The organism is Bradyrhizobium sp. USDA 4538 (genome assembly GCF_024171045.1).
GTDB classification, from domain to species: Bacteria; Pseudomonadota; Alphaproteobacteria; order Rhizobiales; family Xanthobacteraceae; genus Bradyrhizobium; species Bradyrhizobium australafricanum.
In genome coordinates this window covers 2047655-2068414 of sequence record NZ_JALJZE010000001.1, presented here as the reverse complement: position 1 = coordinate 2068414, position 20760 = coordinate 2047655, and the positions used below count along the sequence as shown (strand labels likewise).

Genomic DNA, 20760 nt, shown 5'->3' with positions numbered 1-20760 from the left:
ATACACTGGCGCATCGCAATGCGGCGGATTCGTCTTGAGGGCGCAATCATTGCACCATTGAGAATCGCAGTGCGAGATTGCACTTCTGCAGGTGACCGCAGCGCATGATCTGTCTGGTCCTCTCGAATCAGGAGCCGTCACCTTCGTGGCCAGGCTCACGGCCGATCAAGCCCGCGAACTCCTGCTGGCGGCCCAGCCGAGTGGCACGCATCTGCCATCTCCTCAGCAATCGGCGTGCCAATGAGATATCATCCGGCACCTTTGCTGAAGACGCGGAGACTACGTGATATGCGCTGAGCTTCCCGGCTCGATGTCCGACTTCTGGCATAGAACGTCGTCAAACGAACACGACAGGCGCAGCAGGACGAAAATTGGCTTCGACGGCGGCCCGTTCAAGATTCGACCGCTCGGAGGCCCAAGTGATCGGACATGACAAGCTGTCATTGCTTTTCGATTAAAATTCCGCAGCGGTATAGGCCAAAGCGATCGTCGATGGTATCTGTCCCGGATCACTAGCGACTGGGGGCTAAAATCTCTTTGGCTGTCCATGGCCAATTAACTAACCAACTGATTTCGTCGACATGGGTCAACGTCGGCTCAACACCCGGACGCATCTGACCCGTTATACCTGCATGCCGCAGGCCAATTGCCTGTGAGTCGTTTAACAATCGTTATCTGCCGGTCCTCTACCCTAAACCCGGGAATCGACATGTTAGGTCTATGCGCAGCGCCCGTTCTTCGCTGTGCTCGATCTCGAAAAATTGCGCGTTGCGGGGTCACCGGCAAGCAGGAGATCTCGATCTCTCCTTGCCGTGGAGGTACTGCGACAGGGAGACGTGTTGTTCGAGATCGAGCTCCTCATAAATGTTATAGCGCCGGGGGGCGCATTTCAGGTTCGACAGATGTGGACCCGGCCTCCAATCGAGACCTTTAATGCGAGCAACCGCCAAGCTGTTCCTGCAAAGACATTCAACCTAGCGTCAGTTAGCTGCCGAATGCGATGCACAAGGCGATTGAAATCGTTCAGCTTGAGCAGCTGTCCGAGGCGTCGAGCACCTCGTTCAGCCAAATTGTGGCCGATGAAAGAGAAGAACGCGGCCTCTGGGTAGGCTTTCGGCCGTGTAGGGCTGACCGTGGATTAAAAATCGTGTCATTGGGACATACTCGCTCGGCAGAAGACCCAGATTTTGGAGCGTGTCGATTACGGCAGGCGAAGCCTCTTGGGGGCCGTGCCTCCAATCGCGGGGGAACAACTCTCCGATTTCAGGCACTTGCCGTAGCGGCTGATGGCCCGACGCCTGCGCCGCAGACGGCGTTGGAGGGTTTGCCGCCGCCTTTCGCAATTCGAGCGACGCGGGCGGATCGAACCCGGGTAAAAGGGCGCCGTACGTATGCGCGACACCGGTCGGTGCCAAAAGCGCAGTGTCACCCGGTAAAGCGAACTTGGGGTGATGAATGAGTTGAACGTCGTCAGGTCCTTTCGGTCCCAACACAGCCGTGTAGCGCTCGCCGCTAATCTCATAGTTCATGATCGGATGTTCCGCATTAGGCAAGAAGTCCCACTTGCCCAGCGTAGATAGCATCATGTCGGGCGCCAGCTGGGTGCCATGGGAAAAGTCCTTGGGCACTGCGAATGAAACGTCGAAGGTGTCACCGGCAGCGGGAGACCGAAGATGGATAAGCTGAACATCATTGCGCCCTCCCGGTCCTAACACGGCCGTATAGCGCTCACCGGCAATGTCGTAGGTCTTTACCCGCTCTGCCGCGTCGGGCAACAGACCCCAGTGGCCAAGTTTGGTGAGCATCATATCCGGCGCGGACTGATTGCCGTGGGAGAAGTTGTCTGGAACGGCCCAGGAAGTATCAAAGCTTTCGCTGCCTGGGGGAGACCTCGTGGCGAGGGCAGCGCCGCCTTGGTCCATCATCCCTGCAAGGTACTCTTCAGAGGCAGGATTCTGCGGCCGCGAGCTCGGCTGTGAGGGGAGGACATCGGAAAACTCCTTCCCACGGACACTTTGCATCGGTGGGTGGTCAGGCGAGCCTACTTCCCGCCAAAACTCCGGTACAACAAGACGGTCCGCGGTCATGGAGCCCTCCCGATCCGCGGCATCGAAAAGATCTTCCTGGGCGAAGCTTTGCATGGGCGAGGCGACGACTGAACTTGGCGGCGGCCACAGTTCAGGGGCATCGAAAGTTGTGCCTGCCGGCGCGTCCTCTCGATTCACGGCATGGAAAAGCTCATTCTCGTCGACACTTTGCGGGTTAGAGTGGCCGGCGGAGCTCATTGTCGGCCAAGACGCCGATGCATCGTAGGGCATGGCTGGCAGCAGGCTCTCGCGAGCTGCGGCATCGAAAAGCTCTTCCTGAGCGAAACTTTGCACGGGCGAGGAAGCGGCATCGCGCGTTCCCTGCCAAAGCAGCGATGCATCGAAGCTGGAAGGCGTAAGCTCCCCGCTCCGCTCCGCGGCATCGAAAAGCATGTCCTGGGCTACACTTTGGATGGGAGAATAAGTGGCTAAACCCATTTCATGCCAATCCTGCGGAGCATTGAAACCGTCAGCCGCCAATGCGCTCCGATCCGCAGCGTTCCCAAAGGGTTGACCCTCGAGAACCTGCAGCGGTGAATGGGCGGCTGGCTGTGTCGGCAGGCGCGAGCTGGCTGCCTGTCCTCCCAAATTGTTCGGCCCGATGATCGCGCGATAATTGCGGAGCCCGTTCAAGGCGCAGACAAGTATATCGTCACCCCGAAACAATGCGTTGGCATGACCGAGCAGCGCTTCGTCGCTGATCTTAGCCATTGACAGGGGGCGCAGTGCTGCCGCTAGCTTCCGGAGACTGCTAGCATAATTTCCGGCCGTTTTCGCGTCGATTGCTCGACCGAAGCCTGCCTCAGCGGCCTCCCTGATGAGCCGTTCATCTTCCTTGGAAGGACGGTAATGTGTTGCGGTAGCGATGGCGTCAGGATCGCGGTAGCGGCTGACCATAAACAATGCTGGAGCGATGATTTTGTCCGTTGGCAGCAGCTTCTTGGCGTAAGCGAGCAACGTATCGTCATTGAGCTCAGCAATCGATTTACCTGACTGCTTCAGCAACTCGGCCAATTTGCGAAGTCGGCGATCATAAATGCTCACGGTGGTAGAACCCGGCGGTGGCCCTCGCTCGAGAGCAGCGCTGGACGCTGCCTGGATCAGGCGATCGTCTTCGTCAGAGACATTATAAAGCTCTCGGTGTGGATATATAGGGCCAGCCTGACCCGCTTCTCCCAAGTGCTGCTCAAATTCGGCTTGCTGCCGTTGCGGTTGCTCCACCGTTGCTTCGGACGCAGCGGGTCCGGTATCGGCTGGGTTGATATTGTTGAATCGGTCCATGCTCTCGTCTGCTGGTGTCGCCCTCGTGTTCTCTCGCTAGTACCCTCAGCTTTCCAAAACCTGACGTGGGCTCGCCAAATGTAGGAATCAATGGGAGTCTGCAAATGCCTTCTCCGAGGTGCTGCTGCGTGGTCGTGCCCTCAAGATAAAGTTGGCGACAAAGAGGGGAGGAGCACGGCAATTGGCCAACGCACTTGCCTCCTAGAAGAGCAAGTGCACAATGTTGGAGTTGATTTCTATTGCCGCCAGCCACGATGTGTAGGTCGAGATCATTCATGATGATGGACAGAACGAGTTCGTCGGATGCACGGCAATCCCAAATCGCACGGCTTGTGGGAACTGACGGCACCCGCGCCGCCGAATACGGGTCCTCTTGTAGGCGATGCGAGAGCTGATGTCGCCGTGATCGGCGGTGGATACACCGGTCTCTCTGCAGCCATTCACCTCGCGAAGGCTGGCGCGCGCGCCGTCGTGCTGGAGGCATACGAAATTGGGTTCGGTGGTTCTGGGCGCAACGTTGGGCTCGTCAATGCGGGCATGGGGGTCATGCCCGACACGACTCTCGGGTACGCTTGGCCCTTCCGTTTGGCGAACGGCTCATCGAATTGCTAGGTGGAGCACCGCAAGAGGTTTTTGAACTGATCTAGAGAGATGTGGTCGACTGCGAAGTTGAGCGCGCGGGGACCCTGCATTGCGCGGTCGGCCATAGGGGCTTGCAGGAAATCCAGATACGTGCCGAGCAGTGGCAAAAGCGCGGTGCTCCGGTCGTCGTGCTTAACGCGGAGGAGACCCGCAGAAAGATTGGCGGAGGCAACTATACTGGCGCGATGCTAGACAAGCGCGCCGGTACAATACAGCCGCTGGCCTATGCGCGGGGTTTGGCGCGCCTTGCGCTTGCAGCGGGCGCGAGGATATTCACTCGGACTGAGATTCTCACAGTCAGCGACATGGGTTTGTGCTGGAGGTCGGCACGGCAATGGGATCCGTACGTGCTGAGTGGGTGGTCGTCGCCACCGACGCTTACGGAAACAGACCTCGGTCGCAGGTCCGTCTTCCTTACTTCAATTTGGCCACGCGGCCGTTGTCAGATCGTCTCAGGACCTCAATCTGCCCGAACGGCAGGGAGCATGGGACACCAGCGCGGTCCTTTCCTCGTTTCGCTTCGATCGGTCGGGCCGTCTGGTGTTCGGCAGCGTTGGCGCTTTACAGGATATCGGTGCCTTGGTTCACCGAGCCTGGGCGATCAGATCGCTTCGCAGGTTGTTTCCGCAGCTCGATGAGCTTGAGTTCGAAACCGGTTGGTTCGGGATGATCGGCATGACTTCGACCACCTGCCGCGCTTTCACAAGCTCGACCGTAACCTCGTCTCCTTCGACGGCTATAACGGACGCGGGATTGCACCCGGCACCGTCTTTGGCCGTGTGTTGGCGTCCTACGTCCTCGGCCACCTTGCAGAAAAGGATCTACCACTTCCAGCGGCGCCTGTTGAACATCGGCGGTTTCGTGCCGCCCGTGAGGCCCTCTACAGAGCAGGCTCCCAGCTGGTTCACCTCGCTGGAGCGCGTCTCTGATCCACCTAGTGGCAGTTGTATATCCGATCAAGGCGAGTTTCCTCGTCGGTATGGCCATTTCCGGCATGTAGCGATCTACGTGAATTCTTGACATCCGCAGCCGCGTGGCCCTGCCGTCAAGCTTGTTGGTCGGCGTCCATACGCCGTCCTGACGTCTGCGAATTGGCAAACTCGCACCTCCTGCAGAGCAGAAAACCAGCCATTCCGTTCATGCGATCGACGACTTCGCGAAAGATTGTTCCTTCAAAGAGATGTTCGTACTCGTCGCGCAAAAGATTGCCCAAGACATGACGCCGCTCGAAATCCATGCAGCACAGAGTAACATCGCCGTTTGGAAGAAGGATATTGCGATATTGTTGTTTGCCAAGACATGTCAAGGCTCCGATGACCGGCCGTCGTGGTTTGATGATATCCGGATCGAGACGTCCTCGCGTGCTGCTCAGTGGCCGCAAGCGCTCAAGCTTTTTAGCGGGAATGATGTCGGCGAGAGCGGGATGGATTGTGCCCAGCACGACGAATCGAATTGAGGGAATGTCCGCCTCGAGAAGTTGGCCCATGACGTTGAGATAGGACTTTCCAACGAGGCGTCTGTTCATATAACTGCCGTCATCAGGAACATGGACGACGAAAGCCCTAAATTGGAGCATTTGCAAGCGCCGGACGTCACTCCCGTTCATCCCGACAAGTGTCGTGAAAATTCGGATGTCATGGCCGCGTGTGTAAGCATGCTCAACCATGCTGGTGCACGACGGATGCAGCCAAGGCTCCGAGTAGCCGGCAAAACTGATGTCGGTAGCCGTGGGCACGCGTGTCAAACATCGCTCGAAATCGTGCAGGCCAAGATGCTTCGCTAGAGACACAGGTCTTTGACGATCGGCGAACTTGTCCTGGGAGCAATATGAACATCTGACGATGCATCCTGCGGTCGTGGTTATCTCCAACACCCTGCGACCAGGATTGACGGCGCGTAAGCTTTGTAACACCATGGGATATGCCATCATTCTGTCTGGTCCTTTCAGGTGCCGGAGAATTGGAGAAAGAGCGCAGCATTTGGTGCGCAGCGGCTTGCCTTGCTTCTCACGGATTGCAAATCCAGGATAGGTCGTTTGGCGAAACGACCTAGATCAAGATCCTGCCTCAACGCTAACAACGCGCTGAGTTCGATAATGCTCAACCAAGGTGGGGCTGATCTGGCGCGTCAACTCCTCCTCTCCGCCACGACCGCCACTTGGTACCGTTGGCCGTCATTGGCATCATAGTTGCTGGACTCGGTAACCTCGGTGGGGACGCTTACGCAATCCTGGCGAAGCGGAACGAGCATCTGGCCCGCCCGCCCCATCGGGACTTCGTATTTCCTCTTGACGGGCGGCGCGGACCCGAGGCCCTCTTTTTTATGTCAGGCGGAGCGATAGCCCTCCCGAATGGCCCCGACGATGTGAACGTGATGGCGCGGACGATCAATCATCGCAGCCCTCGACGGCAGTCGTCCGCGAGAGCTCCCCGTCCCGCCCAAATGCAAGTTGCTGGTCAGGATGATGGATGAAGCAGCCTTGTTGCATACCGATGAACAAACTAGCTGTTCCCGGGCGGTAACCGTTTTCGTGGGCAGGATCAGCGCGGGCGGTGGTCACCGCACGATCCAGCGCCAAGCAAGTAATTGAGTGCGGCCGTTAGGAGCTGAAGACTTCGCATTTTGGCCTCTTAAAGAAGGGGGGAGCTGCGGTCGCATTGCGTCCTGTTTGATAGCTTGAGCAGCCACTAGCTGGAGCATTAGGCACCGCTTACGTAGCGCGGATGGTTCTCATCGCCCCACTGGAGCGGACGGAGTTAGGAAGTCAATACGATACTTACCTGCCGGAAATGGTAGGGGTGACTGTCCGGTTTTTGCGATACTCTGCTGGAGCAGCGACCCGCTCGCAACCGGCACGCCACGGCAGCTCGAAACTATCGATCGCGATCTGTGGATCCCTCATCTCTTGAGAGAGCAAAATCTGCGGAGACGATCATGAAAACGCAATTGGCGGACTTTCGAGCCGACGACGACGCCTCCAATGTTCCGCTGAGCAAGCTGGATGTGAGCGAAGCCAAGCGCTTTCAAGACGATAGCATATGGGATTACTTCGAGCGGCTGCGAACGGAAGATCCCGTCCACTACTGCCAAGAAAGCTTCTATGGTCCATATTGGTCGCTAACGAAATACCGCGATATCGTAGAGGTAGATACCAATCACAAGATATTCTCGTCGGAGCGGGGTGTTACCATCGCCGACGTGCCTGATAAGCACTGGACGCAAAGTTTCATCAAGATGGGTCCTCCTAAGCATCGCGAGCAGCGTGATACTGTAAGTCCGATCGTCGCGCCGGAAAACCTGACGAAGCTCGAAAGCTTGATCCGCCGTCGCGTCAGAACGATTCTGGACGGCTTGCCACGTAATGATGACTTCAATTGGGTGGATCGGGTCTCCATCGAGTTGACGACGCAGATGCTTGCTACGCTATTCGACTTTCCATTTGAGGATCGGCGGCTCTTGACCTATTGGTCGGATGTGGCTGTTGCAATTCCGAAAATCGGCCAGCCCATCGATAGCTGGGACAAGCGAAGTGCGATCTTGTCTGAGTGCTTGGCGTGTTTCGTGCGGCTTTGGAACGAGCGCATCAATGCCGAGCCGCGTCTCGACCTGATTTCAATGATGGCGCACTCGCCTGCAACTCGACACATGGAGCCGAGCGAATTTCTTGGCAATCTAATTCTTCTGATCGTGGGTGGGAATGATACAACGCGCAATTCGATTACCGGCGGTCTTCTGTTCATGAACCAGCATCCCTCCGAGCTACAAAAGCTACGCGATAATCCCAAGCTGGTCTCAAGCGCCGTGTCCGAGATTATTCGGTATCAAACGCCCATCGCACATATGCGCCGCAACGCCACGGCCGATATCATCGTAGGTGGGAAACATATCAGGAAGGGCGACAAGGTCGTCATGTGGTATATTTCCGGTAACCGGGACGAAGAGGTCATCGAGAATGCCGATAGCTTCGTCATCGACCGCAAGAACGTGCGGCAACATCTTTCGTTCGGATTCGGGATCCATCGCTGCGTTGGGCGACATCTTGCAGAGCTGCAGTTGAAAATCCTCTGGGAAGAAATCTTGAAGGCGCGGCTGGAGATCAAGGTTGTCGGCGAACCCGAGCGAATTGCGTCCAACTTTGTCCACGGGTATTCCGCTCTTCCTGCGCAGATTGCAGCTTAGGTCGTGATGCTCCGGCTAGCAGCCGCTCAGCTGCGCGGTCTCGTCTCCCTGTTTGACCACTCTCCGCCGCGCAGGACCGAAAGCGGTGATCCGCGCGAGGCGTCTCGGGAGCCGGGCGGCTTGCGGCAAACGTTGAGCGCCTGCGACAAGCGACGAATGGAGGTGCTCGAGGGCGTCGGGTTTTCCTGCTGTCTGAGGCAGGCCAGAGACCGATCCCAGATTGGAAACAACCTTTGACAGCAATTTCGATGTGTCAAGCGATGAGCTCAACATTGAAGATTGTAGCGGTGGGCGCGATTTTCTTTGGAGAAGCGCTTTCGATCATTGCAGAGTTGGTTGCCTCAAAGCAGTTCGGAAAGGACGGCGGCGATTTGACAACTCTCCTGCCGATGTTCCTGCTGATAGCGTTCGGCGGCATCCTTCTCGTCTTCGGATATGCACTGGGTTACATGTATCTTGAGAATATCTGGGTCATCATCGCGACATCGGTGGGAGCAATTTTAGTGGTGGAACCGATTCTCACGCTTCTGCTGTTTCGAGACGTGCCGACGGTAGGTTCGCTGATCGGATTGGCGCTCGGCGTGCTTGGCACGCTCGCCGCGTTATTTTTATGAGCATATTCCAAGTACGCCTAGATGGGTAGCATCTCGGCGGTTCTATCCTGAAAAAGACTTGCACAACGTCAATTCGAACACGAGAAGAAGAGGTTGTTATGACGCACCGTTCCACATCGAGCCACATCTACGTATCGTTGGGTCGGTAAACTCTTCTCGTTGGATCCGTAAACTCTTCGGTCGAACAACGGCATCTCTTTCCCGGTTAGCAAGAGGTTCGCTGCTGCCAGAAGTCTGAAAATCGACATCCTTCCGGTACTTACTTTGCCGCAGTCCTCCAGTCCGTTCCACGGTTCGGCATGCTAGACAGCCTTCGGTATTCGGCAAAGGCACTGGCAGGGCTATGCCCTAGACAAGCCGCCGCCATCGCCGAGTCCTTGAGGGATCGGCGTCACTGCCATCACGCGCAGCCTGGCAGCGCGCATTTCTATTGGTCACGGCGAGGCAGCGCCGAATGCGGACACGCGTTACAACCGAGCCTCCCGCGCCTCATGGGTCATCCCTATTGCTGCCTCCAGCGCCACAACAGCTTCCATGAAATTGGAACTCGGGCGGCCGGGGGGTTCTTTGTGCATCCGCAGAGCATCCTTCGTCAGCCAACCGTCAGCCAGGCGGTCTATCCAGGGAGGCTGCGCATTGTTGACCGTATGGGAGATGGACATGACGGGCATTGGCCGACCTGGCGAACCGTATGTTGGGGCGACAGGAGCCAACAGCACGTCGGGATCGAGTAGTACGCCTTCGGCGCCCAATTTTGTCCCTGCGTTTGTCCCTGCGGAAGGTAACCGGGTTTTCGACTCCGTCGTGGAGCGGATGCGCTTAGCGCCTGAAGATAGAATGGCGACGCTCGCGAGCCTGCCCTCAGGTTCGGGTGTGGCAGTCCCCATTTCCTCAAGCGGTGAGGGGATCAACGCAGCGAAACGAAATATGGACGGCCTGCTTGAGGAACTTGATGCTTGCCACAGTGCTGCCATGGGCGCTCAGAGCTCGTCTGAGGCGCAAGAGCTGATCGATCAGGTTGTCAAAGCGGGCGCAGCAGTTCTGGACTACTACGCGAGCCTGCCCCCAGATGTGGCGCGCGGCATTCTTTCCGACGATCAGGCTCGCCGAGTTCGTGACCAGACGCTGGATGCGGGGAACCAATGCAACGCGCTGGCCGCGCCGACTATCTACGCCTTGGAGCAGAGTAGGAAGAATGCAGGAAAGATACTCGAGCGGATGCGCCAATCCAATGCTCCGCCGGACCACCTGATCCGAGCGGCTTCTAGTGCGGCGAAACACTATTTGGCCTGCACGGAGTGGTGGGGAAAAAAGGCATTGCGCTCCGAACGGATGCAGTCCGTCTGCGGAGCCACTGCCAACTTGCCAAGTGCAACGGCCCAAATACGACAGGCCGAGCAGGCGACACTACGGCTGCACACCGGCTGGGCACTGTATACGAAGTGCGTGCATCTGCAGTCGCAGGTCGCTCTCGCGCGGGTCATGATTGAGTCGCAGGCGAGCACGCTCGACCCGGCCGTCAGGCAAATCCTCTTGGGTGAGAACGGTCGGGCACGTCTACTCGGAACCTTTATGGAGGATGTCATTCCGGCATTCCTCTCAACGGGCGACGCTGTTCTGAACAGCAAAGGGCAAGCCCTCGATGCAGCGCACTGCGCTGTTCTGGAAGGCGTCATGGAGCGCCTATCGGAATTTGCGTCGGCATTGCCGAACATGGTTGCCGAGCTAAGGAATAAGGGAGCAAGTCCCGAGCTTCCGTTGGAACTGTTGGATCAGATCGTGGAAGGAGCGTGGGTCACTGCCCATGAGGTTATGCGCCTTCTGGCAGTGCAGCCGAAGACACCAGTCATCATTGCACCGCCAACGGAGGCTGGCCTTGCGATACCGGCCGACGCCGCCGGCAGGGCCCCGGCGGCCGAAGACAGTCCAGCGCGCAGGAAAGGGAAGGGAAAGCGCAGGCAGGCCGGAGGTGCGGGGAGTTCGGCAGCCGGGCGGCGGCCCGAGCCGCAGCCGGCTATGCCCGACGCCGACACGGCGCGAGCCGCCAAGGTTATTGTGCTCTCGGATCTGGGCACGAAGAAACTCGCGAGTGCGGAGGAGGCGCATGCGAGGACGTCATCGTCGGCGAGTGGACACTTGGCGATATGGCAGGCTCCGCCATCGAAGGAGGCACTGACACGCCTGCTCGAGCGGTTGGACGAACTCTTGCAATTCGATCTGGGCAGTCAGCAAAGAGCCATTTCGCAAGCGCGCCACATGAAGCCGGAAGATGCCGACCACGTCGTGGACACCGTGGTCGAGCGGCTGCAGAGCCAATCTGCGGAGATAGAGGCGTGTGTAGCCGCGCTCGACGAACCTCGCCGACGCGGCCTACTCACGCCTGTGCAAGTGCCGGAAGTGCACGACAAAATAGTCCGCCTCAAGGCGATGTTGTCGGAGGTTCAGGGGCAGATACATGCTTTGAAGGCACGAAAGGCCTCGATCGAGATCGATTGCATGAAGACCTACGCGTTCCCCTCGCAGAAGTACCTCGAACGGTTGCAGGCGGCCGAAGAGGTGGCTCCCTTGGAGCCACCGCGCGCGTTGAAGAGCGAGCCAGGAAAGTTGTTCGAGATCAAGCTGCAGCCTGCGCCACTGGTCAATGGTGCGGTGCCACATCCGATGTGGGTGCACATCCATACGAAGCGGCCGGTCCATGCATGGCAGTTGGCGACATTGGATCACGCCGAGTTCGCCGCTTGCCACGTGAAATCCAACGAACAGCGCGGCTACAATCGCCTCTGGCAGAACGCTCGAGCTGCAACAGGCCACGATGACGTCGTGATTCACCGCGGCAAGCTCACACCTGCGTTCTGCAAATCCTTGTTAGGTGCCGCTTTTAGCGGGTACCCAGGCTATCCTTTTACCGAGACGGAGCACGGGATACGCAGGTGACTCGACACGAGACCAGTCAAGGCGTCTCGGCAGAGTGCCGCTTGTGGTGACGGCATCGGTCTTCTTCGCATCCGAATCCTAGTGTTCGAATGAACCGCACCTTGGGCCCGCGGGCACCAACTCCTGGGAGAATCGAGGCGCGGGAAGAGACACGCGCTCTATCTACACAATCGCAGGCAATCCGTTTTCGATGCCGCACGAGCAAGCCCCCACTACGAAGCGATTCGACCGAGTGCGAAGACCAGCGCTCGGGTGACAAGCAGCCCCATGGCACGGTGTGCTTTAGTTGGAGGGACAAATGTGTCCGGTGCCGACGGCGATCCGTTCGAATGTGATCACGAACGGCGGCAAAGACCTGTCATATCCTTGCGAGCTGGTGGGCAAACTTCGGCGGGATTTTAGGGCGCTTTTGCATGATTCGCCCCCAGGAAGACAAGTATCCTGGGCGGGTTTGACGAATCGAATTGGCGATGCACAGTGCGGTTGCCTATCCATGCTGCTCTTGGATGAGGCTACGATGGCCCCAGCATCCCGGCTTCCACGGCCCCCAGAAGGTGCTGGGGCTTTTCGTTGTTCCTTGAGCGCGGCGCGCCCGATCTCGATCCGCGCCGGTGCTGGGTCCATGTCCGGACGATCTGTCGTTTGGTGGCGCACCGGCCCGGCGGCATCAATGTTCCCACGAGCGCTCGGCTGAATATCCTCGGGCACATCTGGCTCGATAACGCCATCCTGTAGGCAGACGCCTATGACGGGTGCAGCCAGCCCCTGATCGATGCGGAAGGTCAGTAGGCCGCCACCGTTCCGGCCAGGGCCGAGTCGCATCTGGTCGAGGGGCGGGTGGCTCAGCATCACGGTCATCACTTCCTTCATTGACATTAGTCCGCCACGGATGCTGGCGCGGCAAAGGCATGGCTTCGACGGGCGCGTTGCGGGCTCGCGCGGCCGAGCCCTGCCTTGACGACGGCGCTCACGGAGGCGCAGTTGAATCGCATTGAGCGCGCTCTCGTAGGCTGCTTCCAGCCGATTGCGCTCGTAGCGTCGCGCCAGAGCGATAATGCCCGTGGCGAAATAAAAATACTGTTCGGAATACGGGCGCTCGCGCATCAACCGCTCGACCCGCATGGCGAGGCAGACGCATTCCGCGCTGCCATCTTGATCAAGCTGGCCGGCGTCATATTGACGTGAGGCCGATGGGATTGGGGTGTGCTCGTTCAACGTAACATGGCGACTGCGCTCGCCGCGCCTGGCTGGCGACGTGGTGATTCTGCAAGATGTCGACCGCGCGATGGCAGGCCGGATGTCCACCTGACGACTGATCAGCCGGCGCGGCGCCAAGTAAAAGGTCTTGTCGACTTTGACACGATAAGCGGGTGTTCGGCATATTCGAATAAGGATTTCGTCGTGAGTGGCGCCAATGGCGCGCGCTCGATCTCTTCGAACATCTCCCGGCGGGATTTCCCGCCACGGCGCATCGGCCGGCAGGTTAGCGCCTAAAGCAATTCACCAATCGCGCTATTGAGACAGCCTCGCCCAGCCCTCGCTGCGAGAACATCGGCAATCCAGGTCCTTGGGTTGACGCAAGTGCGGCTAGCCAGTCATGGCGGGCAGGCTCGCCTGCTACGTATGGTCCCTAGCTCAGTTCTACCGTGCTCAGGCCTGAGCAATCTAGCGTCCTCGGGTCTGGCCACATCGCGCCACGTCCGGCAGTCCATATAGCTCGACCTTCCAACGCTTGCGAGCACTTCAAGTCTCTTATGCTGCCACTGCGCGCCTTCGATTGCGCGGCGGCGATCAGGGTGAGACTTCTCTCATCCTGGTTGTCGCGCTATATTCGATCCCCATTTGTGCCGGCTCGATCCTTGCTCATCACTCGTGAGCGAGCCCGACGTTGCTCGTCGGCGTGCGTTATTTGATCCGCTGACCAATCTCGATCGGTGATGGTCAGCGGCAGTTCGAAGATGATGTCAGTTGACACAACCGATCAGCGCTGCAGAGAGATATCTGCGCGGCGGCTCTGAGAAGTCTTATTGTTCGATCCCGCGGTCTGCGAGCAGCCGGTGCATGACTTCGCCTTTGATCTCGCCAGCGATTTGGTTTCGGATTTGAGCTCCGAGCACCCGCTCGGCATCTGGGTCGCCTAGCAGACCGTGCTCGGCCAAGCGCTGATCCAGGCGGCTTTGAAACTCCTCACCCATGGCTTCGACGAGCCGATCTTGCATTGCTTCATATTCGTCCGGAGCGATGCGCCTCAGCACCGTCTCCCAGGGTTGCCAGCGGGTTGCCATGTAGTCGGTGAATTGGTTCGCTTCCTGCTCCCGAACCAGGTCCAGCGCCCGCGCCGCATCATCCGGGGTCACGTGAGAGACCGACAGGAAACGCATCTCAGGGGCGACGTGACTGAGCTCCAGCGGCTCGCGCAGGAGGTATTGATAGGCAAGGTAGACTTCGACATCGTCTACGTTCGGGTCGACGCTGAGGAGCGATTTAACCCTGTCGCGCGCGATCCCGTCCAGCGCCTCGAGGCGAAAAGCAACGCGGGCGCGCTGGATCAGCTCGCTAAGCCGATCATCATACGACCCATTCTCGACCTCAGTATTGAGGCGCGCGGTCCGCATGCCGTTCCAGTGCAGGGTAATACGATCCTCGCAGCTCGCGTTGGCCTCGGAAGCCTGTGTGAAAAACTGCTCGCGCAGTCTCGGATCGGCCGCCGCCTGCCGCAGATCGTCAGCCACTGCCTGCCGAAACTCGTCGCTGCCCTGGTTTACGGTCCCTCTTAGCCTCTCCAGGAAGCGGGCGTAGTTCTGAGCGCCCGGCTCATCCGCAAAGTGCTGCCATTCGGCAAGCGCTGCGAGGTCGTTCCCGAGCCAGTGCGCCGCAGCCTCGTGCAGAGACCGTTGTTCAAGATGCGGTGCCGCCAGGTGAGCGCGGACCTCGTCCGGGAGCGGGTTGTCGGCAAACGCAAGCTCCAAATTCGGGTAGTTTAAACTCGATAGGAGATTCTCAGGCAGGCCGGTCAGCCGGTTGCCGCTCAGATTGAGCGATTGAAGCCAGCCGGGAAGGGGTTCAGGGAGGCTGGTCAACTGATTGCTGCTGACATCGATTTCGATAAGCCCCGATGGGAGGACGGGAAGCTCGGTCAGCTGATTGCCGCTAACCGCGAGCGAGGTCAGGCCGGTCGGGAGCGCGTCGGGCAGGCTGACGAGTCGGTTATTGTTTGCGCTTAGGATCCCGAGCCCCGGCGGGAGATCTGCCGGCAGACTGGTCAACCTGTTATCGTTCGCTTCCAGGCGATAGAGGCTCGCCGGGAGCACGTCCGGCAAACTGGTCAACTGGTTATGGCTAACAAGAAGTTCGTTGAGACCCGGGGGCAGCCGAGCGGACAGGCTGCCCAGCTCGTTGTGCATGGCGCGCAGTTCCCTCAGCCGGGGCGGCAGGGCGTCGGGCAAAGCGGTCAGGGAGAGGGATGACAGATCTACCAAATGCGATCCAATGTTCTCCGCAGCCCTAATTCGTGAGCGCCCCTGTCGCCGATTCTCGGCTTCGCCCTGGCCCTCTTCGGCGGCCCAGTTTTCCAGGATGCGCGCACGCGAAGAGGCGGGGGTCCGATATCCTGTCAAGGCTTCGACCCAATCTGCCAAGGCTCGGTTGAAGCCGCCGAGGTAGCTTTCCTGCTCCCCATCTTCAAAAGTGTCGAGGGAGGAGTTTGCACTTCGCTGTGCCTGTCCTGTGTTCATCAACTTTCTTCGCTGTTGAAATCAAAGAGTACGCCCGGCGCTTCTCAAGACAGCGAAGCAGGCCGTTGCGCAGCGCAGCGATCGTTCGAGCGAACGCAGACGCTCCGGGGCTACCGACTCCTGGCCAAGCCGGTAAGCCTCACACGAGGCCCTCCGAGGCAATTGGATCGATCCTATTGCCAGGCTTGCTGCCACTTCGTGACCAGATAAGTCCTGAAGACCGTCATCGTGGAAGCTTTCTGAGCTTAGCAGGCTTACCTGTCGATCAGCTGACGAGCGTTGCTCCAGGTTGGCCAGTTCGCTCAACCTTTGTTGCCAAAGTAGGTCACACCAACGGCTGAGCGGATCAACCTCTTCAGATGAGTCGGTGCCGACTGCTTGTTACTTGGGGAGAGACGTCGCACGTTTTGGAAGATCGCAGCGCTTGCTGCTGATTGCAAGAACGCACGGGTACGAATGGATCGTATCCTCAGCCAGGATCCACACCCAGTTTCAGGTCACGACAGCAGTGTCGTTTCCGACGCGTGGTTGCAGTTTTTGCCGATCGGACCTGTCAGCTTATGGAAAGCTAGATGTCTTAAGCCCTCCTACCTGTCGTCATGGACTGAGTATGCTCGGTCTCGCAAGGGGGTGGGGATGGATTCTTTTCAGGAGCGACAGATACAGCGGGGTAGTGCCAGCCTTTCCGCGTCTTCCGGCCAAACCGACCGGGAAAATGAGGCATCGGCGCAGTGGGACGGAGTTGTGTCAGGCTATGCAGAAAGCCCGGCGGATTCAGCTCATGCGAACGGAGAAATAGACCAGACGCTTGAGAATTGGGCTGCTGAACAGCACGTGGGTCCGCTGGAGGATCGGGAAGAGGCGCTAAGGCGAGTGAATGCTCGGGATGAGGTCGCGAGACTGGATCTCGAATCATTGTCTCTTACCAGTCTGCCTCGACTTCCGACCGAAATCGTCGTGCTCGAGGTCCCCTTCAATCGGCTGACCAGTCTGCCCGATGGTCTGCCTGCTTCGCTCCAGCGTCTCGACATCAGGGGCAATCAGCTGACTAGTCTGTCGGCTCTTCCGGCCGAGCTCAGAGGGCTTGATGCAAGGTCAAATCGACTGAGGAGCCTGCCCGAGGTCCTGCCTACAGCGCTCCAGTTCCTCGACGTCAGCCACAATCAGTTACCGAGCCTGCCTGAGACTCTCCCTGCTTCGCTCCAGTTTCTCTATGCCAGCCACAATCGATTGACGGGTCTGCCGGAGGATCTGCCTGCTACGCTCCAGTTTCTCGACGTCTGCCAAAACCGCTTGACGGGTTTGCCGGAATCTCTCCCTGCCATGCTCCGGTTTCTCGACGTCAGCGAAAACCAGTTGGCGAGTCTGCCTGAGGACCTGCTGACGCAGTTGGGCGCAGGTGCCAGGATAGAGCTGGGTGAAAATCCCCTGCCCGAGCAGGTGCTGACGAACCTGGACACAACCCTCCGCGCCGAAGGGTATACCGGTCCGACCGTCTACCTTTCGCGCGATGACGAAAGTGATTTGTCCGGGACAGACGATGGACAGGCCGATGATCTCGCTGAAACAGTCGCAGCCTGGCTCAGGAGCGATCCGAAGCAGGGCGATCGAGAGGTACTGGCCACTTGGCAGAGCTTTGCAGAAGAGCCGGGCGCCCAAGAATACGCGTTTTTTCTCGAAAAGCTGTTCGACTCGGTCAATTCTGGCAATGAACAATTCCAGCAGTCGGTCGCTGACGCTCTGCGCTTGGCGGCCACCAACCCGCAATTGCGCGCGCAGTACTTTCAACTGGCTCTCGACGCCAACCAAAGCTGCGAGGATCGGAGAACTTTGACTTGGAACGGCATGCAAACCGCGCGGCTCATCGCAGACGTCGAGAACGGGGCCTACGACGATACGGCCCGACTTCCCGATCTCGTCGATCTTGGGCGCATCATGTTCCGTCTGGACGCGCTTGAGCGGATTGCGCGCGAAAAGACTCACTCGCTTCAGTCCGCCTACAACGTGGAAGACATCGACGCCGTTGAGGTCTATCTTGCTTATCAGAACAAGCTGCGCGACCGGCTAGGACTGCAACACGTCGCGCCCGCTATGCGCTATTTTGAAGTCTCCAGCGTCACCGATGCCGACGTTGACAGTGCGGAGACCTCCGTCCTGACCAAGGAGGCGGCGGAATTCGCCGGCTATTTGGCGACGGACTGGCAACCTTGGGACGGCCTGGTGCGGCGAATCGCTCCTGAAGAATATGCCATGATGCAGGGCCAGCTCATTGATGCAATGGGGGAAGAGTTCGACAACCGGCTGGAGCAACAACTCGCCGACAAAGGCTTGGCCGGGAGTGCATCTGATCTCGTCGAGGATGCCAAGCGAGAATTGGGTGCTGAGATTCGCAAGGAAATCGCCCGCGAGATCAAGGGCGCTCTAAGAGACAAGGTGCTCAATGATCACGGCGTGAAGCTCTGAGGCCGCCTTTGCTACAGCGAGAAGCTAAAGGAAACTTAAGCTGATTGAGCGCGTGGTTGACCGTCGATAAAGATTTCCGCCGCTTTGCCAAACACTTAGTTTGCGAAAACTTCCTCGTTGGCGCTCTGATTTGCAGCAACTGCAATCTCACGTTCACTTGGGTGCGGAGGCTGGGTCAGACAGAGGAGCGCGATGTAACACGCATGTTCATAAATCTTCGTAGACGTCTAGCTCGCCCCGAGAGCGATCATCCTTTTTACAACGCAGCAAATGTCGCGATGGGATCCTGGCCGATATCCTGAGTGGCGGTTGTCTGGCTTTAGCCGCGCGGTGCTTTTCTCTGCCGCGGCCCAGACTACGCGAACGGCATCAGCATACATGTGCGGAATCCCCGCGCCAACGAAACCACGCCGAATGCCAGAAATAGGCCGTCAGTAAGCCGGCAGCCGATGACAGGGATGTTAGCGATCGCATCATTCCCAGCGGAGGAAGCGGCTCGTATCAAGCCGCCACCGTGCGAGCCGTATGCTGGCCGCAACTGCGGCCACCGCAAGGTGCGCTATGTGGAGAAGGGTCGGCTTTTGATGGCCTGCCTCGCTTTTCCACCGCAGTGGCCGTCGAGCCAACGGAAGCGCTTGAGTTCGACACGACCCGCATCGAATCCTTGTTGCGTGCCGATCCTGAATTGGCCTTGGCGATGTTGCGGCTGACCAGCCTCAAGCAGCCGTTGCTAGTAGCGCCTGACCAATGAGCGTTCTCTCGGAGAACATGTACAAGCCCGCCATCGCCAAACTAATTTTTCACTGACCCTCGTCAGCGAGAAGCTGGTCGCAGAACAGAGGAGCATAAGCAATCCTAGCCATAACCAGCAGGCTTGGATTCCGCGTTCAGCTTTTCATCGCGCGGACGTAGGTAAGATCCAGCTCGGCCTGGAACGGCAGTTGCTCTTGAGTAACGTGCTTTTTGCGCCCGAGACGGCCGTCGTTTCTGCCGTCGCCCAATCGCCTCAGCGGGCATATAGTCACTAGACTGTATGCCCGCCTCCGCGGGCACTCTCGCTGACAAATTCGTTCAACAAATCTCGGAAACCCGAGCTCGAAAAATCTCTCGAAGTTTTATATTTTCGCCTCGAACATCGCCTGAAGCATCGCTTGCGATACTAATTTTGAGCATCGCCAATCTAGGAGGTGCTCATGAAATCGTCAGTAGCGTCGTCGGGACTGTCCGCCCAGAAGGTCGTTGCCCAGATTCGCAAAGTGAGGAAAGCAGCGGAAAAGGCGTCAGAGAACAACGGGCGGTTCGCCGCGCACAAGTATTTGCGGGCTGTTTTACGCGCCTACAGCTATTTTGAGACCACCAATCGAGCTATGACGGATTTTGGGTAACGCGGTCCGATCAGGCGGCGCGGACTTCAGCGGTCGGAATGAATTCGATTCGGTCCGCAAACTTTACCACGGATATCACCTTCGGCAACTGATTTGTGCCCTTCAACCGTCGCCAAGTTTTAGATGCGGCGCCGACGAGCTTGAAGACCATCAACTTTGCTGTGTGTGGCGATAACGCTCCCTTCGTTCGCACAGTCCGGTGCCTGACCGTCGCAAAGACGCTCTCGATTGGATTCGACGTGCGCAGATGCGACCAGTGCTCGGCAGGGAAGTCATAAAACGCCAACATGGCCGAGCGATCCTTGATCAGGCATTCAACGGCGGGCTTGTATTTGACGCCGTACTTCTCGACAAAGATATCAATCGCTGTTTCAGCGGCCGCCCGGTTCGGCGCCAGGTAGATGTCACGCAGATCACTCTTTATTGCCGGCTGCACGGACTTGGCGACCTTGTCGAGCACGTTGTTCACCTTGTGCAGCCAACATCGCTGATGTTGCGTGCCGGGGAAGATTTCATCGAGCGCCCGCCAGAAGCCGAGAGCGCCGTCGCCGACAGCAAGCTGAGGCCCGATCTGCAAGCCGCGCTTGCGCAGATCGGGCAGCAATTCTCGCCAACTTTGTGCGCTCTCGCGTACCCCGACCTGGAAGCCGATGAGTTCCTTCTTTCCTTCAGGCGTGGCGCCTATCAACACCAGGATGCATTCGGCATGGTCCTCCATGCGAGCCTGCAGATAGACGCCATCCGCCCAGATATAGACGTACCGCCGCGCCGACAGGTCGCGCTTTTGCCAACGTTCGTATTCGGCCTGCCAGTCCTTCTTCAGGCCAGCGATGACCGGCGGCGACAAGTTCGGCGCGTCCTTGCCGAGCAAGGCCGAAAGCGCCTCCTGGAAGTCGCTGGTCGAGATTCCCCGCAAATAGAGCACGGGGATCAACGCGTCCAAGCTCTTCGCCCGGCGGGCCCAGAGCGGCAGGATCGTCGAATGAAACCGGATCCTGTCGCCTGGCCCGCTTGCTGCACGGTCGCGGGCCTTCGGACGGGCGATCACGACAGGGCCGATGCCGTGGCAATTTCGCGCGCCGGCCCATATCCATGCCGCACCACGCGCGCCCGACCATCCGGCAGCGCCAGATGCTTCGTCGTTTCCAGGAATGTAGTGAACTCAATCTCGACAGCCCGGGGCGATCAGTTCGCGAGCTCCGGCACGCAGAATATCCGTCAGTGGATCAGCGATCTGATCGGGCTGACGCAGAGGAAATACATTGGTAGTCTCGTTCACGGCGTATCGCTCCTTTGGAGGTTGCTGGCAGGCTTCATCACCCGCCTCGATACGCCGCCTTTCTCAGGTCGTCATCACCCAGTTTCCGTCATAGCTCCCACTCGACCATCGGCTATCTCAGCCTGGTTGAGTTCGAGCGCAAGGTGGGATTAGGCTTAAGTC

The 20760-nt window shown here is 58.5% G+C and carries 9 protein-coding genes and 2 pseudogenes; 6 read left to right on the top strand and 5 right to left on the bottom strand.

All coding sequences use genetic code 11. The features are described 5' to 3' along the window. Positions 1-1061 precede the first annotated feature (1061 nt). The gene (locus J2R78_RS09025; RefSeq protein WP_253603954.1) at positions 1062-3368 is read right to left on the bottom strand and encodes a hypothetical protein; all 2307 of its coding nucleotides are present in this window, start codon (positions 3366-3368) and stop codon (positions 1062-1064) included. Positions 3369-3671: 303 nt separating this feature from the next. On the opposite strand from J2R78_RS09025, the pseudogene J2R78_RS09020 reads away from it, so the two are divergent. Then, a pseudogene (locus tag J2R78_RS09020) lies at positions 3672-4939 on the top strand (NAD(P)/FAD-dependent oxidoreductase). A 116-nt stretch (positions 4940-5055) separates the two neighbouring features. Here J2R78_RS09020 and J2R78_RS09015 read toward each other — a convergent pair. Beyond that, positions 5056-5940 (bottom strand): radical SAM/SPASM domain-containing protein, encoded by an 885-nt coding sequence (locus tag J2R78_RS09015; RefSeq protein WP_253603952.1) that lies wholly within the window; start codon positions 5938-5940, stop codon positions 5056-5058. Positions 5941-6944: 1004 nt separating this feature from the next. On the opposite strand from J2R78_RS09015, the gene J2R78_RS09010 reads away from it, so the two are divergent. From J2R78_RS09010 to J2R78_RS09000, 3 genes are all read left to right on the top strand, one after another. Beyond that, a complete protein-coding gene (locus tag J2R78_RS09010) occupies positions 6945-8189 on the top strand; it encodes a cytochrome P450 (RefSeq protein ID WP_253603950.1) in 1245 nt (414 codons plus the stop codon). Positions 8190-8461: 272 nt separating this feature from the next. Next, positions 8462-8803: a hypothetical protein gene (locus tag J2R78_RS09005; RefSeq protein WP_233443032.1), complete on the top strand. Its 342-nt coding sequence runs from the start codon at positions 8462-8464 to the stop codon at positions 8801-8803. A 660-nt stretch (positions 8804-9463) separates the two neighbouring features. Beyond that, positions 9464-11737 (top strand): hypothetical protein, encoded by a 2274-nt coding sequence (locus J2R78_RS09000; RefSeq protein WP_253588021.1) that lies wholly within the window; start codon positions 9464-9466, stop codon positions 11735-11737. Positions 11738-12019: 282 nt separating this feature from the next. Here J2R78_RS09000 and J2R78_RS08995 read toward each other — a convergent pair whose 3' ends face one another. Next, positions 12020-12952 (bottom strand): hypothetical protein, encoded by a 933-nt coding sequence (locus tag J2R78_RS08995; RefSeq protein WP_253588020.1) that lies wholly within the window; start codon positions 12950-12952, stop codon positions 12020-12022. 809 nt (positions 12953-13761) lie between these two features. Then, a complete protein-coding gene (gene nopM / locus J2R78_RS08990; protein WP_253588019.1) occupies positions 13762-15471 on the bottom strand; it encodes a T3SS effector NEL-type E3 ubiquitin ligase NopM in 1710 nt (569 codons plus the stop codon). Between the two features lie 636 nt (positions 15472-16107). On the opposite strand from nopM, the gene J2R78_RS08985 reads away from it, so the two are divergent. Together J2R78_RS08985 and J2R78_RS08980 are read left to right on the top strand one after the other, a co-directional pair. Next, positions 16108-17934, top strand: coding sequence for an NEL-type E3 ubiquitin ligase domain-containing protein (locus J2R78_RS08985; protein ID WP_253588018.1), 1827 nt, complete (start codon positions 16108-16110; stop codon positions 17932-17934). A 1193-nt stretch (positions 17935-19127) separates the two neighbouring features. Then, positions 19128-19319, top strand: coding sequence for a hypothetical protein (locus J2R78_RS08980; RefSeq protein ID WP_069279834.1), 192 nt, complete (start codon positions 19128-19130; stop codon positions 19317-19319). Positions 19320-19329: 10 nt separating this feature from the next. Here J2R78_RS08980 and J2R78_RS08975 read toward each other — a convergent pair. After that, a pseudogene (locus tag J2R78_RS08975) lies at positions 19330-20639 on the bottom strand (IS256 family transposase). Between the last annotated feature and the right edge of the window lie 121 nt (positions 20640-20760).